Consider the following 26,205-nt stretch of genomic DNA (forward strand, 5'->3'; position numbering starts at 1 on the left):
CGACTTCGGCCGCTCTGACGGAGGGCTGGTCAGTCCCGCCGGTCGGCGAGGAAGGGGTACCGCTCGCGGGTGGCGGCCACCTCGGCCGGGTCGACGTCGGACAGCACGATCGTCTCGGTGCCGGACGCCGTCGCGAGCAGCTCCCCCGCCGGGCTGACGATGCGGCTGTCCCCGGCGTGCGGGGTGCCGTCCCCGGCCGTGCCCACCCGGTTGCAGCCGACCACGTAGGCCTGGTTCTCGATGGCGCGGGCCTGCAGCAGCGCCTGCCAGTGGTGCCGCCGCGGGCTGGGCCAGTTGGCCGGCACCAGGTAGAGGTCGGTGCCGGCGGCGGCGTTCCAGAAGACGTTGGCGAAGCGCAGGTCGTAGCAGATGAACGGGGTGATCCGCAGGCCGCCGACCTCCAGGGTCACCGGGCCGGTGCCCGGCCGGAAGCGGTCGCGCTCGTCGGCGAACGGGTGCAGCTTGCGGTACCGGTGGGTGGTGCCGTCCGGGCCGGCCAGGACGAACGAGTTGTAGGGCAGCTCGCCGTCGTCCGCGGTCTCGGGGCAGGTGCCGGCCACCCACACGCCGTGCTCCTCCGCCTGGGCGGCGAGGAACTGCGACGACGGGCCACCCTCGGGCTCGCCGATGCCCGGGGTCATCGAGAACCCGGTGGAGAAGGTCTCGGTCAGCAGGACGAGCTCCGCCCCGGCGCCCACCGCCCGGGCCACCTGCGGGGCGAGCCGCTCGAAGTTCGCCGCGCGGTCCTCCCAGACGATGTCGTGCTGCACCGCCGCGATCCTCATCGCATCCTCCCCAGCCGCTGCGCCGCCTCGGCGAGCACGTCGTCGGTCTTGCAGAAGGCGAACCGGACCAGGTGCCGGCCCAGGTCGGCGTCCGCCGGGTCGTAGAACACCACGGTCGGGATCCCCACCACCCCGGCACGCTCGGGCAGCGACCGGCAGAACGCCCAGCCGTCCCCGTCGGGCTGCACCGGGCGGACGTCGACGGTGGCGAAGTAGGTCGCCTGCGGGCTGACCACCGGCAGCCCGGCCGCCGTCAGCCCGGCGACGAGCAGGTCCCGCTTGCGCTCCAGGTCGCGGGCGATGCCGGTGAAGTAGGTGTCGGGCAGCCGCAGGCCGGCGGCGATCGCCGGCTGGAACGGCCCGCCGTTGACGTAGGTGAGGAACTGCTTGGCGGTGCGGACGGCGGACACCAGCGGCGCCGGGGCGCACATCCACCCGATCTTCCAGCCGGTGGTGTTGAACGTCTTGCCGCCGCTGCTCACCACCAGCGTGCGCTGCCGCATGCCCGGCAGGGTGGCGATCGAGACGTGCTCGGCCCCGCCGAAGACCAGGTGCTCGTAGACCTCGTCGGTGAGGACGAGCAGGTCCGCGCCGGTCGCCACCTCGGCGAGCAGGGCGAGCTCGGCGCCGGTGAAGACCTTGCCGGTGGGGTTGTGCGGGGTGTTGAGCAGCAGCAGCCGGGCGCGCGGGGTCACCGCGGCGCGCAGCTCGGCCTCGTCGAAGGTCCACGGGCCGGCGTCCCCGGGCGGCGGCGGGCGCAGCGGCACCGGCCGCGGCACCCCGCCGGCCATCGCCACCGCGGCGGCGTAGCAGTCGTACATCGGCTCGAACAGCACGACCTCGTCGCCGGGGTCGAGCAGCGCCAGCATGGCGGCGGTGAGCGCCTCGGTGGCCCCCGCGGTGACCAGCACCTCGACGTCCGGGTCGTAGGACAGCCCGCGGAAGCGCAGCTGGTGCTCTGCGATCGCGGTGCGCAGCTCCGGCAGGCCCGGTCCCGGTGGGTACTGGTCGTGCCCGGTGCCGATCGCGGCCCGGGCGACGTCGAGCACCTCGGCCGGGCCCGGCTCGTCGGGGAAGCCCTGGCCGAGGTTGATCGACCCGGTGGCGACGGCGAGGGCGCTCATCTCGGCGAACACCGTCGTCCCGAAGCCCTGCAGTCGCGACGACAGGTAGGGCGCGCGTGTCACGCCGTCATCCTGCACCCCGGGGTCTCAGACCTCTTCGACCTCCAGGTCGCCGGTCGCCCGCTGCACGGTGCCGACGACGACCACAGCGATCATCAGCGCGGCAAGCGCGCCCACGACCACCACCGCCGGGAGCTCGGTCAGGACGTCCAGCGCCGCGATGGCCGCGGCGAGCAGCGGCCACAACCACCCGCGGCTGCCGCCCGTGGCCATGCCGGTGTTCCGCACGCTGACCGACGCCAGGTACAGCGCCACCCCACCGGCCAGCAGCACGCGGGTGACCAGGGGCACGTCGCCCTGCCCGCTCTCCAGCACGGCGAGCTGGATCCCGGCGCCGATCCCGGCCAGGGCCAGGGCGATGGGCAGCTGCCCGAAGATGAACACGTCGTGGGCCCGCACGCTGCGCTCGTCACCGGCCTCGGCGAGCAGCCGCTTGGCGCCGGCACCCGCGAGGTCGAAGTGGCTCCACCACAGCGCGGCGGCGAGCACGAAGGACACCGCCCCGACGGCCACCGCCTCCGCCGTCCAGTGGGCCTCGTACAGGCCGTGCGCCACCGAGGCTATGGACTCGCCGAGCACCAGGATGACGAACAGCCCGAACCGCTCCGGCAGGTGCTCCATGTGCAGCGGGACGGCGGCCGACGTCTCGGTGGCCCGCAGCGGCGCAGCCACCTCGACCGCGACGGCCAGCCCCCAGAGGACGAAGCAGACGGGCGCTGGGACGGCGATGGACACCGCCCACAGCAGGCCGCCGACGACGAGCGCCACCAGGTACGTGCGGGCCAGTGGCCGCGCCTCCTCGACGTGCCGGTGCACCCGGGCGTACTGCAGCACCAGGACCACCCTGAGCAGGACCTGGCACGCGGCGAACAGGCCGAGCCGCTCGCCGGTGGCCTCCGACGCCGTGGCCGCCAGCCCGATCACCGCGGCCATGCTTGCCAGCTTGTACAGCCGGAAGACGACGTCGTCGTGGTCGAAGCGGTTGGCGTACAGCGTGGAGCTGACCCAGGCCCACCAGACGGTCGCGAACAGGCCGGCGAAGACCGCCACCCCATGAGCGGAGACGTCCTCGCGGAGGGCGGAAGCCAACTCGGCGACGACGAGCACGAAGGCCAGGTCGAAGAACAGCTCCAGCCGGGACGCCGACCGGTCCTCGTCTGTCTTCAGGCTCGGTGGCCGCACCAGCCCGACCGAGCCCACCGCGTGGAGGGTCCTGCGGACAGCGCTCCGGTCGGCCATCGCCCTGCCGTACCCGCTCAGCCGACCCGAAGCACCTCGGACAGCGGGGTCGCCGGGTGCCCGGTGAGGTCGGCGACCGCCGTGCTGACGGCGGCCATCTCCCCCGCGGCGATCGCGGTGTAGGTGGACACCCAGGCGTCCACCTGCCAGGCCGGGGCGCCGTGGCCGGCCCGGGACGCGTACGCCTCCTCGACCGTCTCCGGGTGGTAGGTGACCCGGCGCCCGGTGACCGCGGTGAGCGTCGCGGCCACCTCGGTGAGGGTCAGCGCCTCCGGGCCGGTGAGGTCGTAGGTCGCCCCCGCATGGCCGGCCGGTGCCCGCAGGACGGCGGCGGCCACGTCGGCGACGTCGTCCTGGGCCACCGCGGCGGCCCGGCCGTCCCCGGCCGGGCCGCGGATCACGCCGTCCGCGCCGACCATGGCGGGGAGGAAGTCGCTGCACAGGGCGTCGCGCAGGAACGTCGCGGCGGGCAGGCGGTGGCGGATGTGCTGCTCGGTCGCCCAGTGGTCGCGGGCGAGGGTGAAGGTGGCGTCCGGGGCCGCGCCGGTGAACGACACGTACACGAGGTGCCGGACGCCGGCGGCCGCGGCGGCGTCGACGAAGGTGCGGTGCGCGTCGACCCGGTCGGGGGCCTCCGCGGCCGACACCATGAGCGCCGTGGCGACGCCGTCCAGCGCGCGCCGCACCGCCTCGCCGTCGGCGTAGGACGCGACGACGGCGCTCGCCCCGGGCAGCCGTGGTGCCCGGGCCGGGTCGCGCACGAGCAGCCGCTGGGCGACCCCGGCCGCGGCCAGCCGGGCGGCGACCCGCCCGCCCAGCCGGCCGGTCGAGCCGGTGACGGCGATCGGGGTGGTGGTCATGGGCGGCTCCTGGGTCGGCGGGTGCGCCAGCGCGGTCGCCCGCCTAGCCTGCCCGGCATGACCGCGCCGCTCATCGCCCGCCCTGCGCTCCTCGACGCCGATCCGCTCGCGCCCACGGGGCGGCCGGTCCGCTGGGGCGTCGTGGCGACCGGCACCATCGCCGCGAAGGTCACCGCGGACCTGGTCCTGCTGCCCGACGTGGTGCTGCAGGCGGTCAGTTCCCGGGACGCCGGCCGGGCCCGGGCGTTCGCCGAGCGGTTCGGCGCTGCGTCCTGGTACGCGGACGAGGAGGGGCGCACCGGCATCGAGGCGCTGGTCGCCGACCCGTCGGTCGACGTCGTGTACGTCGGCACCCCGCACGCCCAGCACGCCGCCGTGACCCGGGCGGCGCTGCTCGCGGGCAAGCACGTGCTGTGCGAGAAGCCGCTGACGGTCAACGCCCGGGAGGCCGAGGACGTCATCGCGCTGGCGCGGGAGCAGGGGCTCTTCCTGATGGAGGCGGTCTGGACCCGGTTCCAGCCGGCGATGCAGCGGGCGTTCGAGATCGCCGCCTCCGGCGAGATCGGCGAGGTCCGCTGGGTCGCGGCGGAGACCGGGTTCCCCGCCCCGGCCGACCCGACCGCCCGGATCTGGGCGCGGGCCGACGGCGGTGGCGCGCTGCTCGACCTCGCCGTCTACCCGCTGCTGTGGGCGTGGGGCACCCTCGGCCGGCCCGACTCGGTGACGGCGGTGGCGACGCTCACCGAGCAGGGCGTGGACGCGCAGAACGCGATCACCCTGCAGTACGCCTCCGGCGCGCAGGCGCAGCTCACCACGTCGCTGGTGGCCCGTTCCCCGCACACCGCGCTGATCTGCGGCAGCGACGGCTGGATCCGCTCCGACGGCCCCGACACGGTCTGGCGGCCCACCCGGCTCGACGTGCAGGCCGGGGACGCCGCCGTCCGCACCGAGACGTTCCCGGTCATCGGCGAGGGCTACCCGTTCGAGCTGCGCGAGGTGACCCGGTGCGTCCAGCAGGGGCTGACCGAGAGCCCCACCATGCCGCTGGAGGACTCGCTGGCCACGGTCCGGTTGTTCGACGGGATCCGCGGTCAGCTCGGGGTGGTCTACCCGAACGACCACTGACCGCCGGGCCGCGACCGGTCAGCCGGGCAGGCGCTCCCCGTGCCGGCCGGTGGCCACCACCGGGACGGGCAGGTCCTCGGGCAGGCTGCTGGCCAGCGACGCGAGCGCCGAGCCGATCTGGTCGGTCAGCCGCCGCAGCGACGCCTCGGTCTCGGCCTTGCGGCGCTCCAGCCCGGCCAGCTCCCCCCGCACCGCCGCCACCTCGGCGGCGGCCGCGGCGGCCAGCTGCTCCCGGCGGTCCCGCGCCTCCCGGTCGAGCTCGGTCCGCCGGCGGGCGGCCTGCTCGTCCGCCGCCCGGCGCGCCCGGGCCGCCGCCTGGTCCAGCCGGCGCCGCTCGACGGCGGCCTGCTCGGCCACCGCGGCCGCGTCCGCGTGCGCCCGCTCCACGACCTCCCCGGCTTGCGCGAGCAGTTCCTCGGCCCGCTCGTGCGCGGCCACCGCCGCCGCCTCCCGCTCGCGGGCCCGTTGCAGCGTGGCCGCCGCCGCCCCGCGCGCCTCCTCCAGCAGCGCGTCGGCCTCGGCGGCCCGGGCGGCGGCCCCGGCCTCCGCCTCCTCGGCGACGACCTGCAGGATCCGGCCGACCCGCTCGGACAGCAGCAGCGCCTCGCGCCCGGCCGTCGAGCGCCGCAGCTCCTCCCGGGTGCGGCGCAGCTCGGCCCAGCAGGCGGCGAACCGGGCGGCCAGGTCGTCGCAGGTGCGCCGGACGGTGCGCAGCTCGGACTCCGCCCAGTCCACGTAGTTGTCGACCTGCAGCCGGTCGTAGCCGCGGACGTGCAGCCGGAACATCGGCTCGGGCTGCAGCACCGTCTCCAGGTCGCCCCGCAGGTTGGGCCGCCGGGGCGGCACCGGGGCGGGGCCGGGCGGGCCGTCGGGCGGCGGCCCGGGCGGGACGTCGTCCTGGCGGGCGACCTCCGGGGCGGCGGTGTTGCCCTCGACGATGACTTCCGGCGCTGCCGACATGGATCTCCCCCTGCACGCTGGTCCGGACAGGGTGGCCGCGCCGGGGCCCGCGCGCCAGGCATCCGCGCCCCGGCCGCCCGTTCCCCGGCGCGTCGCCAGGGCGCGTCGCCGGGGCGCGTCGGCTCAGGATCGGGTGCGCAGACCGGTGAACAGCACGGTGACCACGGAGTCGGCGAGGTCGTCGGCGGACAGCCCGCCGCCGGGGCGGTACCACTCGGTGAGCGAGTTGACCGTGCCGAACAGCAGCCGGCTGGTCACCGCCGGATCGACGTCGGGGCGCACGTCGCCCTCGTGCTCGGCGGCCCGCACCAGCGCGGTGACGAACCGGTCGAACTCGCGGCGGCGCTGCAGGGCGCTGCGCTCGACCTCGGAGTTGCCGCGCACCCGCAGCAGGAGGGTGACGTAGGGCAGTTCCGCGGCGAGGACGCCGATCGAGGCCCGCACCACGTGCTCCAGCCGGTCGATCGCCCGCCCCGCGGTGGCCGCCGGGTGCTCGGTGACGGCGAACAGCGCGTCCAGCGCCCGGTCCAGGGCCAGCCGCAGCAGCTCCACCTTGCTCGGCACGTGGTGGTAGATCGCGGACTTGGTGACGCCGAGCCGGACGGCCAGCTCGTCCATGCTGGTGGCCTCGTAGCCGCGCTCGTTGAAGACCGCCACGGCGACCCCCAGCAGCGACTCCACCGAGTGCCCGGGCCGCCCCCGCCGGGCGGGGGCGCCGTTCTGGGTGGCGGTCATGCCCGCCCCCCGATGACCGTGCCGGCCGGCACGGCCGTCACCGGTGGTCCCGGTTGTCCACCAGGCGCTGGAGCTTCCCCATCGACCGCGCCAGCGTCTCCGGGTCCACGACCTGCACCTCGACGCTGGTGCCCACGACGTCCTTGACCCCCTGCGCGACCTCCGCGGCGGCCGGGCCGCGCCGCGCCGCCGGGCAGTCCGGCCGCGCCTCGACGTGCACGGTGAGGTGGTCGAGCCGGCCGCGGGTGGTCAGCTCGAGGGAGAAGTGCGGCGAGAGCCCCGGGGTGCGCAGCACGACCTCCTCGACCTGGGTCGGGAAGAGGTTGACCCCGCGCAGGATGATCATGTCGTCGGTGCGGCCGGTGACCTTCTGCATCCGCCGCATCGCCGGCCGCGCGGTGCCCGGCAGCAGCCGGGTGAGGTCACGGGTGCGGTAGCGGACGACGGGCATCGCCTGCTTGGTGAGCGAGGTGAACACCAGCTCGCCCTCCTCGCCGTCCGGCAGCACCTCGCCGGTGACCGGGTCGACCACCTCCGGGTAGAAGTGGTCCTCCCAGACGTGCAGCCCGTCCTTGGTCTCCACGCACTCCTGGGCCACCCCCGGGCCCATCACCTCCGACAGCCCGTAGACGTCGACGGCGTGCAGGTCCAGGCGCTCCTCGATCTCCTGGCGCATCTGCTCGGTCCAGGGCTCCGCGCCGAAGATGCCGATCTCCAGCGAGGTGCTCCGGGGGTCGATCCCCTGCCGCTCGAACTCGTCGATGAGGGCGAGCATGTAGCTCGGCGTCACCATGATCACCCGCGGCCGGAAGTCGTTGATCAGCTGCACCTGCCGCGGGGTCATGCCGCCCGAGACCGGGACGACGGTGCAGCCGAGCTCCTCCGCGCCGTAGTGCGCGCCGAGCCCCCCGGTGAACAGCCCGTAGCCGTAGGCGTTGTGCAGCACGTCGCCGGGCCGCCCGCCGGCCGCCCGGATGGAGCGCGCCACGAGCCGCGCCCAGGTGTCGAGGTCGTGCCCGGTGTAACCGACGACCGTGGGCCGGCCGGTGGTGCCCGAGGACGCGTGCACCCGGCGGACCTGGTCGCGCGGCACGGCGAACATGCCGAACGGGTAGTTGTCCCGCAGGTCGGCCTTCGAGGTGAGCGGGAAGCGGACCAGGTCGGCCAGCGACCGGCAGTCGTCGGGGTGCACCCCCGCCGCGTCGAAGGCGTGCCGGTGGTGCGGCACGTGGTCGTAGGCGTGCCGCAGCGACCACCTCAGCCGCTCCAGCTGGAGGGCGCGCAGCTCGTCGACGCCCATCCGCTCGTCGGGGTCGAGGGAGCGCGGCGCCGGGGCCTCGCCCAGGCGGCGGGTGACCGCCCGGTCCGCGGCGGTGGGGGTGGTCACGGCTGCCTCCGTCGTCCCGCGGGCTGCCTCGCCCGCCTGCGGCTCGGTACCGGTGTCGACCGGTTGGTCGGTCATCCGACCGGGCCTGGGGAACACTATCAAGCGCGCCTTGCCCCGGCGCCGTCCCGCCCGGCACACTCGTTACTGACCGGACGGTCAGTCTCGATCGACGGAGGACCCGTGCCCGCACCCACCCTGGAGCGCACCGCACCGGACGAGGCCGCCCTGCAGGCCCACTTCGACGCGACCATCGCGGCCGACCACCGGGTCGAACCGCGCGACTGGATGCCGGAGGGCTACCGGAAGACCCTCATCCGGCAGATCGCGCAGCACGCGCACTCGGAGATCATCGGGATGCAGCCCGAGGGCGACTGGCTGCTGGCCGCGCCCAGCCTGCGGCGCAAGGCCATCCTGCTGGCGAAGGTGCAGGACGAGGCCGGGCACGGGCTCTACCTCTACTCGGCGGCGGAGACCCTCGGCGCCGACCGGGCCGACCTGACCGACAAGCTGATCGAGCGGAAGCAGAAGTACAGCTCCATCTTCAACTACCCGACGCTCAGCTACGCCGACGTCGGGGTGATCGGCTGGCTGGTCGACGGCGCGGCGATCTGCAACCAGGTGCCGCTGTGCCGGTCCAGCTACGGGCCCTACGCCCGGGCGATGATCCGGATCTGCAAGGAGGAGTCGTTCCACCAGCGGCAGGGCTACGAGCTGCTGCTGACGATGATGCGCGGCACCCCCGAGCAGCGGGCGATGGTGCAGGACGCCGTCGACCGGTGGTGGTGGCCCTCGCTGATGATGTTCGGCCCGCCGGACGCCGACAGCCCCAACTCGGCGCAGTCGATGGCCTGGGGGATCAAGCGGCACAGCAACGACGAGCTGCGCCAGCGGTTCGTGGACATGACCGTGCCGCAGGCGGAGGTGCTCGGCGTGACGCTGCCGGACCCCGAGCTGGCGCTGGACCCGGCCACCGGCCGGCACCGGTTCGGCGCGATCGACTGGGACGAGTTCAAGCGGGTGCTCGCCGGGGGCGGCCCCATGAACGACGAGCGGATCCGCCGCCGCCGCGCGGCCCGCGACGACAACGCCTGGGTCACCGAGGCCGCCACCGCCTACGCGGCCAAGCACGCGGGGACGGCGGCATGACCGACGTGACGGCCGAGGGCGGCCACGGCGCCGTCCCCACCGGACCTGAGGTGCCGGTGCAGACCCGGCGGTCGGCGGTGCGCCGGGACTGGCCGCTGTACGAGGTGTTCGTGCGCGGCAAGCGCGGCCTCAACCACGTGCACGTCGGCTCGCTGCACGCGCCCGACGCCGAGATGGCGGTCGACGCCGCCCGCGACCTCTACACCCGGCGCAACGAGGGCGTGAGCATCTGGGTCGTCCGGGCCGCGGACATCACCGCGTCCAGCCCGGACGAGAAGGACCCGCTGTTCGCCCCGAGCGGCGACAAGGTCTACCGCCACCCGACGTTCTACGAGATCCCGGACGACGTCCCCCACATGTAGGACCCCCAGAAGGACCCCCTCTCCCCCCACCCTCCTCGTACCTCGGAGGACGGGGCCCTGAGAGGGGGCCGCGGCTGGGCACGACTCATGAGAGGTTCCGCTGGCATGGGGCACGAGGAGACCGTCTACGAGGCGCTGGTGAACGCGCACGAGGAGGGGCACTGGGCCTTCGGGACCGGGTTCGACGACCCGCTGGCCGGTGTGGACACCACCGTGCCCGCCGGCGTCGACCCCGCCGACCTGGGCACCTACTGCCTGATGCTCGGTGACGACGCGCTCGTGCTGGCCCAACGGCTCACCCAGTGGATCACCCACGCGCCCGAGCTGGAGGAGGAGGTCGCGTTCGGCAACGTCGCCCTCGACCTGCTCGGCCAGGCCCGGCTGCTGCTGGCCCGCGCCGGGTCGGTGGGCGTGCTGGGCCGGTCCCGGCAGCACGCCACCGCGTCGATCCCGGACGAGGACGCCCTGGCCTACTTCCGCGACCCCGACGAGTTCCGCAGCACCGGCCTGGTCGAGGCGCCCGACGGCGACTTCGCGCAGACGGTCCTCCGCCTGCTGGTCGCGGCCACCGTGCGCCTGGCGGTGTTCGACCGGCTGCGCGGCTCCCGCGACCCGGTGCTCGCCGCGATCGCCGCCAAGGGCGTCAACGAGCTGACCTACCACCGCGACCACGCGGCCCGCTGGGTGCTCCGGCTGGGCGACGGCACCGCGGAGTCCCACCGCCGCGCGCAGTCCGGGGCGGACGCCGTCTGGCCGCTGATGGCCGACGTCTTCTCCCCCACCGACGTCGAGCGCCGGCTCACCGCGGCCGGGGTGGCCGTCGACCCCGCCGAGGTCCGCGACGAGGTCCGCGACGTGCTCACCACCGTGCTCGAGCGGGCCACCCTGCGGGTGCCGGCCTGGCCGGCCGACGCCGCCCCCCGCGGCCGGGCGGGCGAGCACGGCCCGGAGCTGACCGAGCTGCTGGCCGAGCTGCAGGGCCTCGCCCGCGCGCACCCGACGGCGACCTGGTGAGGGCGGAAGTGGCCACTTCCGCCCCGGTGGACCCGCGCGCCGTGGCCGCGACGGTCACCGACCCGGAGCTGCCCGCGCTGACCCTGGCCGACCTGGGCGTGCTCCGCGACGTCCGCGACGAGGACGGCGTCGTGGTCGTGGAGATCACCCCGACCTACAGCGGCTGCCCGGCGATGGGCGTGATGCGCGCGGACCTCCTGCACGCCCTGCACGCGGCGGGCTTCGACCGCGTCGAGGTCCGCACCGTCCTCGCCCCGGCGTGGAGCACCGACCGGATCACCGCGGAGGGCCGCCGGAAGCTCGCCGCGGCCGGCATCGCCCCGCCCGGGCCGGCGCCGGTGCGCAGACCCGGCCCGGTGCCGCTCGACCTGGGCCCGCCCCGCCGGGCGGCCGGCTGCCCGCTGTGCGGCTCGCCGGACACCGAGCAGGTGTCGGAGTTCGGCGCCACGGCCTGCAAGGCCCTGCGCCGCTGCCGCGCCTGCGGGGAGCCGTTCGAACACGTGAAGGAGATCTAGTGCGGGCACGTCCGCGCTTCCACCCGCTGCGGGTCGCCCGGGTGGACCCGCTCACCGACGACGCGGTCGCCGTGACCTTCGACGTCCCGGCCGCGCTGGCCGACGAGTACGCGTTCCGGCCCGGCCAGGCGCTGACCCTGCGCCGGCTGGACGACGACGGCCGCGACGAGCGCCGCTCCTACTCCATCTGCGCGCCCGTCGGCGCCCCGCCGCGGGTGGGGGTCCGCGAGGTGCCGGGCGGCTTCTTCTCCCGGTGGCTGGTGCGCGACGTGCGGCCCGGCGACGAGATCGAGGTGCTGCCGCCGTCCGGCACGTTCACCGCCGACCTGTCCACCCCCGGCGACCACGTGTTCGTCGTGGCCGGTTCCGGGATCACCCCGGCGCTGTCGCTGGCCGGCACGGTGCTGCGCGACGGCGAGTCGACGGTGACGGTGTTCTACGGCAACCGCCGCACCAACACGGTGATGTTCGCCGACGAGCTGGCCGACCTGAAGGACCGGCACGGTCCCCGGCTGAACCTCGTGCACGTGCTCTCCCGCGAAGCGCGGGACACCGAGCTCACCACCGGCCGGCTCGACGGTGAGCGGCTGCGCACCCTGGTGGACGCCTTCGTCGACCCGCCGGCGGTCGACCACTGGTGGCTGTGCGGCCCGCACGGCATGGTGACCGCGGCCCGCGAGGTGCTCGCCGGGCTCGGCGTGCCCGCCGAGCGGGTGCACCAGGAGCTGTTCTACGTCGACGACGTCCCGCCCGCGCCGGTCCGCGGGGACGACGCCGCGCTGGCGGGTCCCGGGGTGGAGGTCACCGTCGTCCTGGACGGGCGGACGACGACGCTCACCCTCCCGCGCGACGAGCCGGTGCTCGACTCGGCGCAGCGGGTGCGCAGCGACCTGCCGTTCGCCTGCAAGGGCGGGGTCTGCGGCACCTGCCGGGCCCGGGTCACCGCCGGCGAGGTGGCGATGCGGCGCAACTACGCGCTCGAGCCCGCCGAGGTGGCGGCGGGGTACGTGCTGACCTGCCAGTCCGTGCCGGTCACCGACGCGGTGACGGTCGACTTCGACGCCTGAGCGGTCGGCACCCCGCCGGAGGTCTCAGGCGGCGAGCTCGGCGCAGCGGTCGCAGACCCGCGGAGCCCGCGTCGAGGGCGGCCACAGCCCGGCGGTCGTGCCGGAGGCGACCTCCCGGTTGCACAGCGTGGCGGAGTCCGCGAGCGGCGCCGCGTGCAGCTCGTCGGGCAGCTCGGGGGTGTGCGGTGCGACGGTCACCCACGGGGTAGCCGGCCGCCAGGCGCGGACGATCACGTGCTCGGTGGTGGTCATGGGACCAGCCTGCCGTCCAGCTCCGGTACCGCCCGGTACCGCCCGGAGCGTGTCCGCGCTCACCCGTCACACGGGACCCGGCGGGAACACCGGCGCCGGTGGTCACGCGACGGCGACGCCCGGCGCGTGCAGGACCACGAGTTCCGCGGTCATCGACTCCTGCACCGACCGGAGGGCCCGCAGCCCCGCGTCGTCGACGGTGTCCACCCCCGCGAGGTCGAGGGTGATCCGGGCGTGACCACGGTCCTGGAGGGCGAGCGCGACGCCGCGGAGCAGGTCCACACCCTGCTCGGTCAGCTGCCCACCGGCCCCCACCGTCCCGGCTCCGCGGTCGACGACCTCCAGCCGGGCGACGGCTCCCTGCGCCGCGGTCATGCCACCCTCCGGCTCCGGCGCGGCTGGACCTCCAGGACGTGGGTCAGCCCGGTCCGCCGCAGCACGTCCTCGACCCGCCGGTCGGGGCTGCGCAGGACGACGGCCCCACCGCGCGCCCGGCAGATCCGGTGCGCCCACAGGAAGCTGGCCAGCGCCGGGCTCGCCAGCGAGGTCACCCGGCTCAGGTCCACGACGATGCGGCGCGAGCCGGCCAGCACGGCCTGGTGCAGCAGCCAGCGGACGTCGGCCAGGCCGTCGGCGAGCATCGGCTGGCTGAGCCGCACCACGCGCTCGTCGTCCACGGGATCGGCCACCAGGGTCGCGGTCGTCATCAGGGCTCCCTCCGGCGTCGACTCGGGCACGTCCAGCATCGGCGGCCCAGGTGACGGTCGGACGTGCCGTTGCTTTGCGATCTCGTGACGGGCAGGTGGCGGGCCGGGGACGGCGACCCGCCCGGTGGCAGCATGGGGTCCGTGCCGCCGCGCCTGCTGGTCGTCGAGGACGACGACCACATCCGCACGGCGCTGCGGTGGGCCCTGGAGGACGAGGGCTACCTGGTCGAGGAGGCCGTCGACGGCGAGGACGCGTGCCGCCAGGTGGCCGCCGCTCCGCCGGACCTGATGATCGTGGACCTGATGCTCGGCGGGGTGGACGGATTCGCCGTGGTGCGGGAGGTCCGTCTCCGCCACGACCTGCCGATCATCGTGGTCAGCGCCCGGGCGGACACCCACGACATCGTCGGCGCGCTGGAGGCCGGCGCGGACGACTACGTGACCAAGCCGTTCCAGGTCAAGGAGATCACCGCCCGGCTGCGGGCCCTGCGCCGGCGGGCCGGCGCCGGCTCCCGTGCCGGCGCCGGGCAGCCGGGTCCACGGGAGGTGGTGCTCGACCGGTCGGCCGAGGCCCCGCTGGTCCTGTGCGAGGAGCGTGGCACCGTGCACCGCGGGGACCGGCAGCTGCACCTGACGCTCACCGAGTTCCGGCTGCTCTGCGAGCTGGCGGCCGCCCCCGGACGGGTGCTCAGCCGGCAGGACCTGCTGCGCCGGGTGTGGGAGCACGGGTTCTTCGGGGACGAGCGGATCGTCGACGTCCACGTCCGCCGGCTGCGGACCAAGGTGGAGCGCGACGCCGGCGACCCGCGGATCGTCGTCACCGTCCGGGGGCTGGGGTACCGGCTGGACCCGCAGTGAGGTGGGGGCTCCGACCACGGGGCCTGCGGGCGCGGATCGTGCTGGGCTTCGCGGTGGGGGCCCTGCTGGTCTCCGCCGTCCTGGTGGTCACCACGTTCGTGCTCGCCCGCAACTACCTGCTCGACCAGCGGGAGCGCGCGGCGACCCGGCTCGCGTTCGTCGACGCGGCCCAGCTGGCGAGCCGGCTGTCCACGGCCGGGGTGGAGGTCGGTGACGTGCTCGGCGACCTGGTGCCCTCCAGCGGGTCGGACGTCGTCGTCCGCAGCGGCGACGCCTGGTACTCCTCGAGCCTGGACGTCGGCGCCCGCGACGTGCCCACCGCCCTCCAGGAGCTGGTGGCCGGCGGGGCGGCGGGCACCGCGCGGACGGACTCGCCGGCCGGGCCCCGGGTGGTCGTCGGCGTCCACCTGGCCGGCCCGGACGTCGACTTCTACGAGCTCTCGCCGCTCACCGAGCTCGAGCTCTCGCTGCGCACCCTGGCCGGCGTGCTGGGCCTGGGGGCCGCCACCGCCACGGCCGCCGGCGCCGCGTTCGGCGTGTGGGCGAGCCGCCGGGCGGTCCAGCCGCTGGAGCAGGTCGCCGTCGCCGCCACCCGGATCGCCGGCGGCGAGCTGACCACCCGGCTGCCCGGCACCGCGGACCCGGACCTGCTGGCCATCGTCGGCAGCTTCAACAGCATGGTGGACGCGCTCGCCGCCCGGATCGACCGGGACGCCCGCTTCGTGGGCGACGTCAGCCACGAGCTGCGGAGCCCGCTCACCAGCCTGATGACGAGCGTGGAGGTCCTCGGCAGCCGGCGGGAGGAGCTGTCGCCGCGCGGGCGGCGGGCCCTGGAGCTGGTCGAGTCGGAGCTCGACCGGTTCCGGCGGACCCTGGACGACCTGCTGGAGCTGGCCCGCCTGGACGACGCCCCGGACGACGCGCCGGACCCGGTGAGCGTCAGCGCGGTGGTGCGGGAGGTGCTGGCCCGCACCGGCCGCCCGGGCGGGCTGCTGTCCGCGGACCCGGACGCCGACACCGCGGTCCGGGCGGACAAGAACCGGCTGGAGCGGGCGGTGCGCAACCTCCTGGACAACGCCGACCGGCACGCCGGTGGGCCGTGCGCGGTGGAGGTGCTGTGCCGGGACGCGACCGTGGTGGTGCACGTCGACGACGCCGGCCCCGGGGTTCCCGCTGCCGACCGGGAACGGGTCTTCGAGCGGTTCGTCCGCGGCCCGCGCGCGGCTCGCGGCTCCTTGCCGGGTGCCGGCCTCGGGCTCGCGATCGTGGCCGAGTCGGCGGCCCAGCTCGGCGGCGCGGCCTGGTGCTCGGCGAGTCCGCAGGGCGGCGCCCGGTTCAGCCTGGCGCTGCCGCGGGAGACGAGGTGACCGGGCGACGGCCCGCGGCCGCCGTCCTGCTCGCCGCCCAGCTGGCCCTCACGGCGTGCGGCGTGCCGACCGGTGGCGCACCCGAGACGATCCCGGCCACGGAGGTCCCGGCCGCGCTGACCTCCACGAGCCCGCCGGGAGCGCCCACGGACACGGCGCCGCCGGGCCTGGACCAGCCCCGGCTGTTCTTCGTCGGGGCGGAGGAGGTCCTGGTGCCACGGGGGCGGGACGTCGCCGGCGCGACGCTCGCCGACCGGCTGGGGGCGCTGCTCGACGAGCTGGCGGCCGGGCCGACGCCGACCGAGCGCGGGAACCAGCTGGCGACGGCGCTCCCGCTGGACGTCCGGCTGTCGGTCGCGGACCTCAGCGACGGCACGGCGACGCTCGCGATCGCCGGCGACGACGACTCCCCCGGGGGGCGGGACAGCCGGCGCGCGGTGGCGCAGCTGGTGCTGACGGCGACGAGCCTGGCCGGCGTGGAACGGGTGCTGCTCACCCAGGACGGCTCGCCGGTGGAGGCGCCGCTCGCCTCGGGTGAGCTGACCTCCCGACCGTTGACCGCCGCGGACTACGCGGAGTTCCTGACCGCGCCGCCGTCCTGAGCCGGCGGCGGCACCTCCGCGACCGGCACCACCCAGGCCAGTCCGCGCCGCTCCCGGTAGTCGTACAGCTCGTCCCGCGGCGGGAGCGGATGGCCTGCCGGGCAGCGCAGCGTGCCGACCTCACCCACGTACACGGGTCCGGGACGGTGGTCGACGGCACAGCGGCCGGCCCGTTCCACCAGACGGCTGTGGCACCGGGGGCAGTGCAGGTTGTGCACGGACTGGATCCAGACGGTCACCATGGGTCCAGGGTGCCCAGGGCCTGCAGGCGCTGCGCGGCGATCGCACCGCGTGGGGCGATCCGTCACAGGATCGCAAAGGGGCCGGCCCGCTCGAGCCACCGTGGCCGACCGACAGCCCGCCTGCCGACCGTCGAGCGGCGGTCCGGGAGACCGGGTTCGACGGGTGCCGAGACGATCCTCCTGCTGGTCCTCGGCGCCGTCGCCGCGATCATCGCCGTGCACTGGGTGGCCGAGCGGACCGGTCTCCCGGCGGCCGCGCTGCTCACCCTGGTCGGCATCGCGTACGCGCTGCTGCCCGGCCCCAACGTGAGCCTCGACCCGGACCTGGCGCTCACCCTGATCCTGCCGCCGCTGCTGTACAGCGCGGCACTGCACTCCTCGCTGTCGGCGATCCGCCGCAGCCTGCGCACGGTGGTCAGCCTGTCGGTGCTGCTCGTGCTGGTCACCGCGCTGGTGATCGGCGTGGGCTTCGAGCTGTTCGTCGCCGGCGCGACGCTGGCGGCCGGGATCGCGCTGGGCGCCGCGGTGGCACCGCCGGACCCGGTGGCCGCGCTCGCCGTCGGCCGCAAGGTCGGACTGCCGCCCCGGCTGCTCACGCTCATCCAGGGCGAGGGGCTGCTCAACGACGCGACGGCGCTGACCATCCTCACCGTGGCCGTGGCGGCCGCCACCGGCGAGGGCTACTCCACCCCGGACGCCATCGGCGAGTTCGTGATGGCCGCGGTCGGCGGCGTGCTCGCCGGCGTCGCGGTCTCCTACGGCGTCCGGCCGCTCCGCCGGCTGCGCCACGACCCGCTGTCCGCCAACGCGATCTCGCTGGCCACGCCCTTCGTCGCCGGCCTGGTCATCGGGCACAACAACCCGAGCTGGGCGTCCGGCGCCGGCCGGCTGCAGACCGACGCCGTCTGGCGGCTGGTGGACTTCCTGCTCGAGGGGATCGTCTTCCTGCTCATCGGGCAGCAGCTGCCCCAGGTCGTGCGCGGCCTGGGCCAGTACGAGACCTCCACCGTGGTCATCGCGGTGGGCATCACCCTCGCCGGGGTGCTGGTGCTCCGCCCGCTGTGGCTGCTGCTCACCGAGTCCCTCCCCCGCTGGGCGCACAGCCGGCTGGGCGGCAGCGGGGACGGCGGCGGCACCGGCGGCGGCCGGCTCACCGGCCGGGAGATCATCGTCCTCAGCTGGTCGGGCACCCCCGGTGTGATCAGCCTGGCGGCGATCTTCAGCTTGCCGCTGGTCACCGACACCGGCGCGCCGTTCCCGGACCGCGACCTGCTGCTGTTCTGCGCCTTCGTCGCGGTCCTGGTCACCCTGGTCGGCCAGGGGCTGACCTTCGCCCCGCTGGTCCGGGCGCTGGGCTGCCGCGCCGACCAGGCCGACCAGGCCCGGCTGCGCAACGAGGCCCGGATCGCCGCGGCCGAGGCCGGGCTGGCCCGGCTGGACCAGATGCAGGCCGACGAGCACGACGACGTCGACGACCAGGTGCTGGCCGGGCTGCGCGCCCAGCTGGAGACCCGGCTGCGGCGCTACCGGCAGCGGCTGGACGTGCTCAGCACCGCGGCCGACGGCGAGATCCCGCTGTCCCCGCAGTACGAGGCGGCGGTGCGGCTGCGCCGGGCGGTGATCCTCTCGCAGCGGGAGGAGCTGCTGCACCTGCGGGACGTGGGCCGGCTCCCCGACGACGGGCTCCGGGTGCTGGAGCGCGAGCTGGACCACGAGGAGAACCTGCTGCCCAGCGCCCGCTGACGCTCACTTCACCGGCAGCCCGGCGAGCCCGGCGACCAGTCCGAGCGCGGCGCAGACCGCCAGGGTGCGCAGCACCGACCAGCGGAGCCGGAACAGCAGGACCGCGGCCACCAGCGCGATGACCAGGGGCACCGGCCGCAGCGTGGTGAGGTCGGGCAGTTCGAACGACAGGGGGCCGCTGTCGACGGCGACGGTGCCGGAGAAGAGCGTGTGGACGGCGAAGTAGACGCCGAGGTTGGCGATGACGCCGACGACGGCGGCGGTGATGCCGCTCAGCGCCGCCGACAGCGACCGGTTGCCGCGCAGGCGCTCCATGTACGGCGCACCGAGGAACACGAACAGGAAGCTGGGCACGAACGTCACCCAGGTGACCAGCAGCGAGGCCAGCACGGCTGCCGCCCACGGGTCGAGGGCGCCGGGGTTCCGGTAGGCGCCGAGGAAGGCGACGAACTGCACCACCATGATCAGCGGGCCGGGCGTCGTCTCGGCCAGCGCCAGACCGCGGACCATCTCCCGCGGGCCCAGCCAGCCGTGGACCTCGACGGCCTGCTGGGCGACGTAGGCGAGCACGGCGTAGGCGCCGCCGAAGGTGACCACCGCGGCGCCGGAGAAGAACAGGCCCTGCTCGGTGAAGACACTGCCCGCGCCGGTCAGCAGGGCGACCACCGCGACGGGCAGTCCCCAGACGAGCAGCCCGACCAGCAGCACCTTCAGGGTGCGGCCGGCGGTAGGGGCCTCGTGGTGCAGCACGTCGTCGGAGATGACCGGGGGCGGGCCGGCGTCAGGACCGTCGGCGGGCTTCTTGCGCGGCAGCGCGGACGGTCGCCAGCGGCCCAGCGCCCAGCCCGCGATGCCAGCGAGGGCCACCACGATGGGGAAGGGCACGCCGAACAGCGCCAGCGCGGCGAACGACGCCACTGCGAGAACGATCAGGCCCCGGCTGTCGAGCGCCTTCTTCGCCACCCGGATGACGGCCTGCACGACGATCGACAGCACCGCGGCGGCGAGCCCGGTGAACACCGCGGTGATCGCGGTGGTGCTGCCGAAGGCGACGTAGACCGCCGAGAGCGCCAGCAGGGCGACCACGCCAGGCAGGACGAACAGGCCGCCGGCAACCAGACCGCCGCGGGTGCCGTGCAGCAGCCAGCCGACGTAGGTGGCCAGCTGCTGGGCCTCCGGGCCGGGCAGCAGCGTGCAGTAGTTCAGCGCGTGCAGGAACCGGCGCTGGCCGATCCACCGCTTCTCGTCGACGAGGGTGCGCTGCATGACCGCGATCTGGCCGGCCGGTCCCCCGAAGGTCTGCAGCGAGATGAGGAACCAGGCCCGCACCGCCGTGCCGAACGGCACGGTCGTGACGGCGGGACCGGTCGGCGGGGCGTCGCTGCTCACGGGATCTCCCTCGGGCGCGGGGTCAGGCGGGCTCGCGGCCGAGCAGCAGCCGGCGGCGGCGGAACTCGTAGAGGCCGTCGAAGACCGCGGCGGAGACGACGAGGGTCTGCTCGTCGGTCCCGGTCATCGACAGGCCGCGCAGCACGACGTCCAGGCCGGGGGCCTCGGGGGCGTCGAACCGCTCGTCGTCCAGGTCGGCCTCGTGCACGATCTCGGCGATCTGCCACAGCACCGGGTCGGTCAGCTCGTACCGGCGCAGCACGGTCTCGAACGTGCAGTCCCCGCCGGAGTGGCCCAGCTCGACGCCGCGCATGTCGAACGGGGTCGCGTCCGCGGGCACGTCGGCCGGGTCGGCCACGAAGACGAACTCCGCCGCCGGGTCGATGAACCGGCGGATCAGCCAGGCGCAGGCCGCGCGGTCGATGTGCACACCGGCCCGGGTCGCCCACCTCATACCGGGGCCCCCGTGGCGTCCCGGTCGACGGCGGCGGCCAGCTCCCTCAGCACCGCGGCGGCCTCCTCGCGTTCGGCGGGCGGGAAGAAATCGCGCCGGCCGACCGCCCGCCACTCCGCCCGGCACCGCCGGAGCACCCGGGTCCGGCCCGCCGGGTCCCCGGCGAGCGCCTCCCGGCAGTCGACGACGAGGGCGCGGTACTCCTCGGCCCGCGCCGCGGCCATCCCGGCAGCCAGCTCCCGCTCCTGCGCCGCCGTCGCCGGCCGGGCGACCCACAGCCCGGCCGTGCCCGAGGCCTCGGTGACGTCGTCGGCGAGCCACTCCAGCTGCTCCCGGGTCCGGGCGTCGGCCGGCAGCGCCACCACGCCGTCGGCCAGCTGGGCGACCCCCAGACGCTTCAGCCGCCGCCACAGCGTCGTCCGGGGACCGGACGGCTCCCGGGGCAGCCGGTAGGACAGCAGCACCCACTCGCCGGGGGACGCGCTCATCAGGCAATGCAACCACGGTTGCATGGCCCAGTCCAGGGCTCAACTCACCGCGGCGTGCGTCCCGGACGTGCGGGCGCGGTAGGTCAGCGGCCGGCCGGGGCACCCACGGTCAGCCGCAGGGTGACCGGGTCGCCCGGCTCGATCTCCTCGGCCCGGCGGACGGCGTCCTTCACCGGCACGACGTACCGCCCGTCCTTGCGGAACAGCGAGGTCGTCCAGTCGGCGGAGCCGAACCGCGCCCGGACCGGGATCATCCCCCAGCCGTACGTCACCGACCGGGCGAGCGCGTGCAGCCGGGCGCTCTCCTCCTCGGGCACGGTGACGAAGTGGTAGGGCGCCGGGCCCCGCCACTGCCAGACGTCGCCGGTGAACTCCAGGTCCATCCCGTCAGCATGGCCGGGACCGGGCCGTCAGGGGCGGAGCGGCAGGACGACGACCTCGGAGTCCTGGGACGGCGGGTCCTCGTCGAACTGGCTGTCCACCAGCAGCAGCCGCCCGCGGACGACGTCCGCGGTGGTGAGCACCCGCTCCGGGTCGGTGCCGACCTCCGCGAGCAGCGCGGCCGACGTGGCGTCGTCGGCCAGCCGCAGGGAGGCCAGCACGTGCGCCCGGTTCCGCACCGCGACGAGGGTGTCGCCCCGCACGACCAGGCCGTCGGACTGGGTCAGCAGCGCCGAGCCGGTGTCGACCAGGGTCGGCGTGCCGGTCTCCAGGTCGAAGCGCCACAACTGCCCGGCCGTGCTGTGCGCGACGACCAGCGACTCCTCGTCGGGCGCCACCTCGATGCCGTTGAACCCGAACGTGCCCGGCTCCTGGGGCACCGCCGCGGTCGCGTCCGCCCAGAGCGTCGCCGTCCAGTCGCCGTCCTCGCGGGCGATCCGGAAGACCCGCGGGGTCACCGAGTCGGTGACGTAGGCGGCGCCGTCCGGCCCGACGACGACGTCGTTGAGGAACAGCCCGCCGTCGACGGGCATGCGCAGGGCCGCGAGCAGCTGCCCGTCGTCGTCGTAGACCCAGGAGTCGGGCGCGTCGGCGGGCGCGCCCTCCGCCGTGCGGTTGCCGCCACCGGCGACGAAGACGCGGCCGCGGCGGTCGGTGGCGATCCCGATCGCCGTGCGGCGGCCGTCGGCCAGCGCCGCGTCCTCGTCCAGCCACACCTCGGTCGCGGGGTCGTCGACCCGGCCGCGGTGGACCTCGCCGCCCGTGGTCTCGGTGACGTAGAAGGTGCGCCGGTCCGCGGCGATGCCCTCGAACTGCGAGCCGGCCGGATCACCGGACAACGTGAACGAGGCGGGGAGCCCGCCCCCGTCCCGGTCCCCGTCGGCTGCTGCGGCCGGGGTCGGGAGGGACGCGATCAGCGGCGCGAGCAGCAGGACGGCTGCGGCGGCGTGTCGGAGCGGACGGCGCATGAGGTCTCCCCGCGCACTCGGTGGGTCCCTGCCGTCCACACCGTGGCCCGGAGCCCCGGGATCCGCTACTCCCTCGTGCGCGGGTCCAGCACCTGCCGGGAGCGGAAGTCGCCGCGGCCGGTGTCGCCCTTCCAGTCGCCGAAGGACTCCCCGGTCAGCTCCTCCAGCAGCTCGATGTCCGGCAGCAGGGTGCCGAGCACCGCACGCCGCAGCTCCACCGGCATCGACGGCCGCGGCGCCCTCTGCGCGTGCAGCGCGGCCAGCAGCGGCCGGCTGACCTGCCGCCACACCTGCGGCGGCGCGAGCGCACCGGCCGCGGCGCCGACCCGGGCCAGCCGGGCGAGCAGCCGGTAGCGCGGGGTGTCGCCGACGTAGGGCTTCACGTTCTCCGGCGGCACGGTGTGCGCCAGCCCGCGGGCGACGCCGAGGAAGTCGCTGACCCGGTCCAGGGTCTCCCGCGGGGTGTCGACCAGATGTCGGTAGCGCAGCAGGAGCACCCGCTCCGGGGGCACGTGCCGGTGGAGGTCACGCAGCTGCTCGCCGTACCGCCCGAGCCCGCGGTAGTGCCAGAACGGCGCCCAGCCGGCGGCGACCCGGCCCTCCTCGGCGCGCACCGCGGCGGCGAAGTCGGCCTCCGGCTCCAGCCCGTCGGCGCGCAGGTGCACCCAGTTGGACCAGGCTCGGTCGACCGGGTCGCGGACCACGACGATCACCTTCACATCGGGCACGTCGGCGGCCAACCGGGCGTGCGCGGCCCGGTCGTAGAGGTAGAACGGTGTGCTCTCCCCGCGCACCGACCCGGCCGGGGCACCGGCGAACAGGGCCAGGTACTGGTCCCGGCGCCAGATCCACTCCTGTGCGCTGTGCGCGTCACCCGGACCGCGCTGGCTGACGCGGGGCGGCGGGCGGCCGTCGGTCAGGTAGTACTTCGGCTCCTTGACCGGCGACAGGTGCAGCTCGGGGTGGGTGGCCAGCGCCGCGTGCAGCGCCGTCGTCCCGGCCTTGGGTGCTCCCGCGATCACGAAGTGCGGCAGGCTGTCCGTCATCCCTGTCCTCTCGTCGTCCCCGCTCGCCCAGGAGCCGCCCGATGTCCTCCCGCGCCGAACTGCACCGGCTGCGTCCGCCGGCACCCGGCCCGTTCTGGGACGACGCGGAGGTCGTGCTCGAGCCGGAGGACCCGCGGCCGGGCTCCTGGGCGGGCGGACCGTCGGCGCTGCTGGTCGACGGCACCTGGTGGCTGGCCTACCGGCTTCGCCGGCCGGTCGGTGAGGGTCGCGGCTTCGCCAACGTGCTGGCCCGCTCGGACGACGGGGTGCGGTTCACGCCGGTCGCGGCGCTGGGCAGGGACGCGTTCGGCGCGGAGTCGCTGGAGCGGCCGGCCCTGGTGCGCACACCGGAGGGCCGCTGGCGGCTCTACGTCAGCTGCGCCACTCCGGGCACGAAGCACTGGCGGGTCGACCTGCTGGAGGCCGGCACCCCGGAGGGCCTGGCCACCGCCCCGGCCCGCACCGTGCTGCCCGGCAGCGACCTCACCGCGGTCAAGGACCCCGTGATCCGGCACGACGGCAGCCAGTGGCACCTGTGGGCCTCGGTGCACCCGCTCGACGATCCCGACGCCACCGACCGGATGACCACCGAGCACGCCACCAGCGACGACGGCGTCACCTGGACCTGGCGCGGCATCGCGCTGGCCGGGACGCCGGGCAGCTGGGACGCCCGCGGGGTCCGGTTCGCCACCGTGGTGCTGGCCGGCTCGCGGACCTGGGCGCTCTACGACGGGCGGGCCACCGCGGAGGAGAACTGGGAGGAGCGCACCGGGCTCGCGTTTCACGACGGCGAGCTGGGGTTCTCCGCCGCGGCGGGCGGGCCGCTGCTGCAGAGCCCGCACCCACCCTCCGGGCTGCGCTACGCCGACGTCGTCGCCCTGCCCGACGGCGGGGCGCGCTGGTTCTACGAGGCCACCCGCGCCGACGGGGCGCACGAGCTGCGGACGGTCCTGCTGCCCGGGTGAGCCGCGGCTCACACCACCGCCCCCGCGGGTCCGCAGCCGGCCGCGGCGGCGGTGCGCTCGGCGAGCAGCGCGGAGAGCGGCCGCGGGTCGTCCACCGGCTCCCAGCGACCGGCCACCAGGACGTACCCCGGCCCCGGGCAGGTCGAGCCCGTCGGTGGCGTCGCGCGTGATCACGCAGACGTCGCCGTCCCGGGCGCCGACGGAGCCCACGACGGTCGCCCGCGCGGACGCCTACAGGACGGTGGACAGCTGGGACGGGTAGCCGGCGCTGCGGTCCACGCCGGCGTCGACGGGGAGGGTGTCGGTGACCGCGGCGGTGACCGCCGTGAGGACCGGGTGCTGGCGGCGGCGTCGCGGTCGACGTAGCGGACGGTGCCGCCGGAGAGGACGAGCACCCCGGTGGGGGCGCCGGTCAGCGGCAGCAGCGGCGGCACACCCGGGCGGCTGGTGGTGACGGGCGGACAGAGGACGGCGCTGGTCATCGGTGTGCTCCTCGACGGGGCCGGGGACCCGGGGCACGGGTCCGCTCCTGCGGCTGCCGGGCGGCAGCCGCCAGGTCGTCACCCGGGGCACCCCATCGCGGAGGAGGGTTGCCGGCCAGCGAGCCGGGCTGTGCACTGGCACTCGTGACCTGCGGCAGACTCGCAGACCCGCCCGAATGCCGTCAAATCCGATCAACATGATGAGGTATGCATGGCGGGCACGACCGCTGGTGCCTGACCTGCTGCTCGAATCGAGCCGGTGCTCGTCGAACTGGGCGCGACCACCCACCCGGGGCTCCACCTGCTGGCGCGGAGGTGGACGCCCCCGGTTCCGGGACGACTGGCTGGCCGCGGCCCGGCTGCAGGTGGCCGCCGGCGGCACCGTCCGCGCCGGCTGAACGGCATGCGCGGAAGGCCCTGGACACCCGCCGCGCGGGCGCTCAGCATGGACCTGCCCGTGCACCGAGGAACCGCCGTGCAGGAGGTGGCTCGTGGACGACGTCCTTCCCCGACGACGCTCCGGGGGTGGTGACCGTGCAGGCTCGGCCCGGTGAGTGGCTGGTGGTCCACGGGCGCGTGACCGACGCGCCCGAGCGGGTCGGACAGATCGTCGAGGTCCCCCACCCCGACGGCTCGCCGCCCTACGTCGTCCGCTGGGTGGGTGACGAGCACACGTCCGTGGTCTTCCCCGGTCCGGACGCCGGCGTGGTGGCCGAGCAGCCGCACGGCACGTCGTTCCACGGCTCCACCTGACGCGTGCCCGCGCCGCCCGCACGGGGGGGGGATCGGAGCCGTCCATGGGGTCGTTGAGGTCCTCCGCCGTCGTCGCCGCGGTCGACGGCTCGCCCGCCGCCACGGAGGCGGCCCGCGCCGCCGCGCTGGAGGCCGACCGCCGGCAGGCGCGGCTGCGCCTGGTGCACGCCTTCGCCTGGCCCGCCGGGTCGTTGCCCGGCCTCCCCGACGTGGCCGGGGCCCGGGCCGCGGCGCGGCGCTGCGCCGTCGGCGACGTCGAGCGGCTGCGCGGCACGCTCACGCACCTGCTGCCCCCGGGCGCGGTGACCACGGCGGTCGTCGACGGCAGCCCGGAGGACGTGCTGCGCCGCGAGTCGGCCTCCGCCGCGCTGCTCGTCGTGGGTGCCGCGGGGCGCACCTGGGGTTCCGGGCCGGTGCCGGGGTCGGTGGCGGAGTCGGTCGTGGCCACCGCGGGGTGCCCGGTGCTGGTGCACCGCCGTCCGTCGGGTCCGGGGCGGCCGAGCGGGGTGGTCGCGGCGGTGGACGGTGCGGCGGGGACCGGGGACGTGCTGGCCGTCGCGGCCGCCGAGGCGCGGTTGCGCGGGGAGCCGCTGCACGTCGTCCACGCCTGGCGGCAGCTCACCGAGGACGCCGTCCACTGCCTCCGCTGGCGGCTGGACACCGACGTCAGCGCCCGTGCCGAGCGCGCGCTGGTGGAGGACCAGGTCGACGGGGTTCGGCGCGCCCACCCCGGGCTCCAGGTCCGGCTCAGCGTCCTGCCCGACCGGGCCGGCCACCTGCTGGTCCAGCTGGCCGAGGCCGCGGCGCTGCTCGTCGTGGGCCGGACCGCAGGGATGCCCAGCCGGCGCGGCGCCACCGTGCACGCGGCACTGCACCGCACCTCCGTGCCGCTCCTCGCGGTGCCGGTGGCGGCCCCGGTGGTGCCCGAGGCGGACGCGGCACCCCCCGGCGTGCCCGCGCCGGCCCAGCCGGTCGACGAGCGGGACACCCGCCCGGTCGGCTGACGGCGGGTGCACGCGGTGGCGCCGCACGGCGTGCCGGACTGCGACACGCCGGGGCCGGGCCGGCT

The 26,205-nt window shown here is 75.9% G+C and carries 31 protein-coding genes and 1 riboswitch; of the genes, 14 read left to right on the plus strand and 17 right to left on the minus strand.

The features are described from left to right. Window positions 1-29 precede the first annotated feature (29 nt). Genes HL189_RS18585 through HL189_RS18600 form a run of 4 tightly spaced genes read right to left on the minus strand, consistent with a single transcriptional unit; the run spans window position 30 to window position 4,068 of the window. Entirely contained in the window at window positions 30-785 is a 756-nt protein-coding gene (locus HL189_RS18585) for a nitrilase-related carbon-nitrogen hydrolase (RefSeq protein WP_369135208.1), read from the minus strand. Beyond that, complete coding sequence (locus HL189_RS18590; protein WP_369135209.1) at window positions 782-1,972, minus strand: pyridoxal phosphate-dependent aminotransferase; 1,191 nt, start codon at window positions 1,970-1,972, stop codon at window positions 782-784. Before HL189_RS18590 ends, HL189_RS18585 begins: the two co-directional genes overlap by 4 nt. Window positions 1,973-1,996: 24 nt before the next feature. After that, complete coding sequence (locus HL189_RS18595) at window positions 1,997-3,169, minus strand: low temperature requirement protein A (RefSeq protein ID WP_369135210.1); 1,173 nt, start codon at window positions 3,167-3,169, stop codon at window positions 1,997-1,999. Between the two features lie 56 nt (window positions 3,170-3,225). Continuing rightward, window positions 3,226-4,068, minus strand: a complete 843-nt coding sequence (locus HL189_RS18600) for an NmrA family NAD(P)-binding protein (protein WP_369135211.1) — start codon at window positions 4,066-4,068, stop codon at window positions 3,226-3,228. A 57-nt stretch (window positions 4,069-4,125) separates the two neighbouring features. Here HL189_RS18600 and HL189_RS18605 point away from each other — a divergent pair, with 57 nt between their 5' ends. Continuing rightward, window positions 4,126-5,193 carry a Gfo/Idh/MocA family protein gene (locus HL189_RS18605; protein ID WP_369135212.1) on the plus strand — a complete coding sequence of 356 codons (1,068 nt, stop codon included), beginning with the start codon at window positions 4,126-4,128 and terminating at the stop codon, window positions 5,191-5,193. An 18-nt stretch (window positions 5,194-5,211) separates the two neighbouring features. Here HL189_RS18605 and HL189_RS18610 read toward each other — a convergent pair whose 3' ends face one another. The 3 genes from HL189_RS18610 to paaK form a co-directional block, all read right to left on the minus strand. Then, on the minus strand, window positions 5,212-6,153 hold the full coding sequence (locus HL189_RS18610; protein ID WP_369135213.1) for a hypothetical protein: 942 nt from the start codon (window positions 6,151-6,153) through the stop codon (window positions 5,212-5,214). Between the two features lie 123 nt (window positions 6,154-6,276). After that, window positions 6,277-6,888 (minus strand): TetR/AcrR family transcriptional regulator, encoded by a 612-nt coding sequence (locus HL189_RS18615; protein WP_369135214.1) that lies wholly within the window; start codon window positions 6,886-6,888, stop codon window positions 6,277-6,279. A gap of 37 nt (window positions 6,889-6,925) precedes the next feature. Further along, window positions 6,926-8,275, minus strand: coding sequence for a phenylacetate--CoA ligase PaaK (gene paaK, locus HL189_RS18620; protein ID WP_369135215.1), 1,350 nt, complete (start codon window positions 8,273-8,275; stop codon window positions 6,926-6,928). Between the two features lie 180 nt (window positions 8,276-8,455). Here paaK and paaA point away from each other — a divergent pair, with 180 nt between their 5' ends. The 5 genes from paaA (at window position 8,456) to paaE (ending at window position 12,379) form a co-directional block, all read left to right on the plus strand. Further along, window positions 8,456-9,421: a 1,2-phenylacetyl-CoA epoxidase subunit PaaA gene (gene paaA, locus HL189_RS18625; RefSeq protein WP_369135216.1), complete on the plus strand. Its 966-nt coding sequence runs from the start codon at window positions 8,456-8,458 to the stop codon at window positions 9,419-9,421. After that, window positions 9,418-9,783, plus strand: coding sequence for a 1,2-phenylacetyl-CoA epoxidase subunit PaaB (gene paaB, locus HL189_RS18630; RefSeq protein WP_369135217.1), 366 nt, complete (start codon window positions 9,418-9,420; stop codon window positions 9,781-9,783). Before paaA ends, paaB begins: the two co-directional genes overlap by 4 nt. Before the next feature lie 105 nt (window positions 9,784-9,888). Then, complete coding sequence (paaC, locus tag HL189_RS18635; protein WP_369135218.1) at window positions 9,889-10,797, plus strand: 1,2-phenylacetyl-CoA epoxidase subunit PaaC; 909 nt, start codon at window positions 9,889-9,891, stop codon at window positions 10,795-10,797. An 8-nt stretch (window positions 10,798-10,805) separates the two neighbouring features. Continuing rightward, complete coding sequence (paaD, locus tag HL189_RS18640) at window positions 10,806-11,312, plus strand: 1,2-phenylacetyl-CoA epoxidase subunit PaaD (RefSeq protein ID WP_369135219.1); 507 nt, start codon at window positions 10,806-10,808, stop codon at window positions 11,310-11,312. Continuing rightward, complete coding sequence (gene paaE, locus HL189_RS18645) at window positions 11,312-12,379, plus strand: 1,2-phenylacetyl-CoA epoxidase subunit PaaE (RefSeq protein ID WP_369135220.1); 1,068 nt, start codon at window positions 11,312-11,314, stop codon at window positions 12,377-12,379. The genes paaD and paaE overlap by 1 nt, the downstream gene beginning before the upstream one ends. Window positions 12,380-12,403: 24 nt before the next feature. Here the strand turns inward: paaE and HL189_RS18650 are convergent, their stop codons facing one another. The 3 genes from HL189_RS18650 to HL189_RS18660 all read right to left on the minus strand — a co-directional run bounded on the left by HL189_RS18650 (window position 12,404) and on the right by HL189_RS18660 (window position 13,338). Further along, the gene (locus HL189_RS18650; protein WP_369135221.1) at window positions 12,404-12,631 is read right to left on the minus strand and encodes a hypothetical protein; all 228 of its coding nucleotides are present in this window, start codon (window positions 12,629-12,631) and stop codon (window positions 12,404-12,406) included. Between the two features lie 102 nt (window positions 12,632-12,733). Further along, window positions 12,734-13,006 (minus strand): hypothetical protein, encoded by a 273-nt coding sequence (locus tag HL189_RS18655; RefSeq protein ID WP_369135222.1) that lies wholly within the window; start codon window positions 13,004-13,006, stop codon window positions 12,734-12,736. Next, a complete protein-coding gene (locus HL189_RS18660; RefSeq protein ID WP_369135223.1) occupies window positions 13,003-13,338 on the minus strand; it encodes an STAS domain-containing protein in 336 nt (111 codons plus the stop codon). The genes HL189_RS18655 and HL189_RS18660 overlap by 4 nt, the downstream gene beginning before the upstream one ends. Before the next feature lie 132 nt (window positions 13,339-13,470). Here HL189_RS18660 and HL189_RS18665 point away from each other — a divergent pair, with 132 nt between their 5' ends. The 3 genes from HL189_RS18665 to HL189_RS18675 are packed head-to-tail and all read left to right on the plus strand — an operon-like array spanning window position 13,471 to window position 16,165. Next, the gene (locus HL189_RS18665; RefSeq protein WP_369135224.1) at window positions 13,471-14,196 is read left to right on the plus strand and encodes a response regulator transcription factor; all 726 of its coding nucleotides are present in this window, start codon (window positions 13,471-13,473) and stop codon (window positions 14,194-14,196) included. Beyond that, entirely contained in the window at window positions 14,193-15,563 is a 1,371-nt protein-coding gene (locus HL189_RS18670) for a sensor histidine kinase (protein ID WP_369135225.1), read from the plus strand. The genes HL189_RS18665 and HL189_RS18670 overlap by 4 nt, the downstream gene beginning before the upstream one ends. Continuing rightward, window positions 15,560-16,165 (plus strand): GerMN domain-containing protein, encoded by a 606-nt coding sequence (locus HL189_RS18675; RefSeq protein WP_369135226.1) that lies wholly within the window; start codon window positions 15,560-15,562, stop codon window positions 16,163-16,165. The genes HL189_RS18670 and HL189_RS18675 overlap by 4 nt, the downstream gene beginning before the upstream one ends. On the opposite strand, the gene HL189_RS18680 is transcribed toward HL189_RS18675, so the two are convergent. After that, window positions 16,132-16,407: a hypothetical protein gene (locus tag HL189_RS18680; RefSeq protein WP_369135227.1), complete on the minus strand. Its 276-nt coding sequence runs from the start codon at window positions 16,405-16,407 to the stop codon at window positions 16,132-16,134. The two genes, HL189_RS18675 and HL189_RS18680, sit on opposite strands and share 34 nt — an antisense overlap. Before the next feature lie 183 nt (window positions 16,408-16,590). Here HL189_RS18680 and HL189_RS18685 point away from each other — a divergent pair, with 183 nt between their 5' ends. Beyond that, window positions 16,591-18,150 carry a cation:proton antiporter gene (locus tag HL189_RS18685; protein ID WP_369135340.1) on the plus strand — a complete coding sequence of 520 codons (1,560 nt, stop codon included), beginning with the start codon at window positions 16,591-16,593 and terminating at the stop codon, window positions 18,148-18,150. A 3-nt stretch (window positions 18,151-18,153) separates the two neighbouring features. Here HL189_RS18685 and chrA read toward each other — a convergent pair whose 3' ends face one another. The 6 genes from chrA to HL189_RS18715 all read right to left on the minus strand — a co-directional run bounded on the left by chrA (window position 18,154) and on the right by HL189_RS18715 (window position 22,936). Continuing rightward, a complete protein-coding gene (gene chrA / locus HL189_RS18690; protein WP_369135228.1) occupies window positions 18,154-19,539 on the minus strand; it encodes a chromate efflux transporter in 1,386 nt (461 codons plus the stop codon). Window positions 19,540-19,561: 22 nt separating this feature from the next. Further along, window positions 19,562-19,993: a chromate resistance protein ChrB domain-containing protein gene (locus HL189_RS18695; protein ID WP_369135229.1), complete on the minus strand. Its 432-nt coding sequence runs from the start codon at window positions 19,991-19,993 to the stop codon at window positions 19,562-19,564. Then, a complete protein-coding gene (locus HL189_RS18700; RefSeq protein WP_369135230.1) occupies window positions 19,990-20,481 on the minus strand; it encodes a Chromate resistance protein ChrB in 492 nt (163 codons plus the stop codon). The genes HL189_RS18695 and HL189_RS18700 overlap by 4 nt, the downstream gene beginning before the upstream one ends. 83 nt (window positions 20,482-20,564) lie before the next feature. Then, on the minus strand, window positions 20,565-20,864 hold the full coding sequence (locus HL189_RS18705; RefSeq protein ID WP_369135231.1) for a DUF1905 domain-containing protein: 300 nt from the start codon (window positions 20,862-20,864) through the stop codon (window positions 20,565-20,567). Between the two features lie 27 nt (window positions 20,865-20,891). Next, the gene (locus HL189_RS18710) at window positions 20,892-21,890 is read right to left on the minus strand and encodes an SMP-30/gluconolactonase/LRE family protein (RefSeq protein ID WP_369135232.1); all 999 of its coding nucleotides are present in this window, start codon (window positions 21,888-21,890) and stop codon (window positions 20,892-20,894) included. A gap of 65 nt (window positions 21,891-21,955) precedes the next feature. Then, complete coding sequence (locus HL189_RS18715; RefSeq protein ID WP_369135233.1) at window positions 21,956-22,936, minus strand: sulfotransferase; 981 nt, start codon at window positions 22,934-22,936, stop codon at window positions 21,956-21,958. A 41-nt stretch (window positions 22,937-22,977) separates the two neighbouring features. Between HL189_RS18715 and HL189_RS18720 the strand changes: the two genes are divergently transcribed. From HL189_RS18720 to HL189_RS18735, 4 genes are all read left to right on the plus strand, one after another. Beyond that, window positions 22,978-23,901 (plus strand): hypothetical protein, encoded by a 924-nt coding sequence (locus HL189_RS18720; RefSeq protein WP_369135234.1) that lies wholly within the window; start codon window positions 22,978-22,980, stop codon window positions 23,899-23,901. A 520-nt stretch (window positions 23,902-24,421) separates the two neighbouring features. Then, window positions 24,422-24,533: riboswitch (SAM riboswitch) on the minus strand. 80 nt (window positions 24,534-24,613) lie between these two features. Then, window positions 24,614-24,781, plus strand: a complete 168-nt coding sequence (locus HL189_RS18725) for a hypothetical protein (protein ID WP_369135235.1) — start codon at window positions 24,614-24,616, stop codon at window positions 24,779-24,781. A 127-nt stretch (window positions 24,782-24,908) separates the two neighbouring features. Then, complete coding sequence (locus tag HL189_RS18730; RefSeq protein ID WP_369135236.1) at window positions 24,909-25,136, plus strand: DUF1918 domain-containing protein; 228 nt, start codon at window positions 24,909-24,911, stop codon at window positions 25,134-25,136. A gap of 44 nt (window positions 25,137-25,180) precedes the next feature. Further along, complete coding sequence (locus HL189_RS18735; protein ID WP_369135237.1) at window positions 25,181-26,140, plus strand: universal stress protein; 960 nt, start codon at window positions 25,181-25,183, stop codon at window positions 26,138-26,140. Window positions 26,141-26,205 lie beyond the last annotated feature (65 nt).

Source organism: Modestobacter sp. I12A-02662, assembly GCF_041028325.1.
Lineage (GTDB): Bacteria > Actinomycetota > Actinomycetes > Mycobacteriales > Geodermatophilaceae > Modestobacter.

Excerpts from the sequence above, each read along its gene's own strand:
- HL189_RS18705 (WP_369135231.1), bottom strand. The coding sequence starts at position 20,864 with ATGGACCTGGAGTTCACCGGCGACGTCTGGCAGTGGCGGGGCCCGGCG.
- HL189_RS18735 (WP_369135237.1), top strand. The coding sequence starts at position 25,181 with ATGGGGTCGTTGAGGTCCTCCGCCGTCGTCGCCGCGGTCGACGGCTCG.
- HL189_RS18650 (WP_369135221.1), bottom strand. The coding sequence starts at position 12,631 with ATGACCACCACCGAGCACGTGATCGTCCGCGCCTGGCGGCCGGCTACC.
- HL189_RS18605 (WP_369135212.1), top strand. The coding sequence starts at position 4,126 with ATGACCGCGCCGCTCATCGCCCGCCCTGCGCTCCTCGACGCCGATCCG.
- HL189_RS18720 (WP_369135234.1), top strand. The coding sequence starts at position 22,978 with ATGTCCTCCCGCGCCGAACTGCACCGGCTGCGTCCGCCGGCACCCGGC.
- HL189_RS18610 (WP_369135213.1), bottom strand. The coding sequence starts at position 6,153 with ATGTCGGCAGCGCCGGAAGTCATCGTCGAGGGCAACACCGCCGCCCCG.
- HL189_RS18600 (WP_369135211.1), bottom strand. The coding sequence starts at position 4,068 with ATGACCACCACCCCGATCGCCGTCACCGGCTCGACCGGCCGGCTGGGC.
- HL189_RS18715 (WP_369135233.1), bottom strand. The coding sequence starts at position 22,936 with ATGACGGACAGCCTGCCGCACTTCGTGATCGCGGGAGCACCCAAGGCC.
- HL189_RS18660 (WP_369135223.1), bottom strand. The coding sequence starts at position 13,338 with ATGACGACCGCGACCCTGGTGGCCGATCCCGTGGACGACGAGCGCGTG.
- HL189_RS18655 (WP_369135222.1), bottom strand. The coding sequence starts at position 13,006 with ATGACCGCGGCGCAGGGAGCCGTCGCCCGGCTGGAGGTCGTCGACCGC.
- HL189_RS18615 (WP_369135214.1), bottom strand. The coding sequence starts at position 6,888 with ATGACCGCCACCCAGAACGGCGCCCCCGCCCGGCGGGGGCGGCCCGGG.
- paaC (WP_369135218.1), top strand. The coding sequence starts at position 9,889 with ATGGGGCACGAGGAGACCGTCTACGAGGCGCTGGTGAACGCGCACGAG.
- HL189_RS18710 (WP_369135232.1), bottom strand. The coding sequence starts at position 21,890 with ATGCGCCGTCCGCTCCGACACGCCGCCGCAGCCGTCCTGCTGCTCGCG.
- HL189_RS18680 (WP_369135227.1), bottom strand. The coding sequence starts at position 16,407 with ATGGTGACCGTCTGGATCCAGTCCGTGCACAACCTGCACTGCCCCCGG.
- HL189_RS18585 (WP_369135208.1), bottom strand. The coding sequence starts at position 785 with ATGAGGATCGCGGCGGTGCAGCACGACATCGTCTGGGAGGACCGCGCG.
- HL189_RS18695 (WP_369135229.1), bottom strand. The coding sequence starts at position 19,993 with ATGAGGTGGGCGACCCGGGCCGGTGTGCACATCGACCGCGCGGCCTGC.
- HL189_RS18700 (WP_369135230.1), bottom strand. The coding sequence starts at position 20,481 with ATGAGCGCGTCCCCCGGCGAGTGGGTGCTGCTGTCCTACCGGCTGCCC.
- HL189_RS18665 (WP_369135224.1), top strand. The coding sequence starts at position 13,471 with ATGGGGTCCGTGCCGCCGCGCCTGCTGGTCGTCGAGGACGACGACCAC.
- paaB (WP_369135217.1), top strand. The coding sequence starts at position 9,418 with ATGACCGACGTGACGGCCGAGGGCGGCCACGGCGCCGTCCCCACCGGA.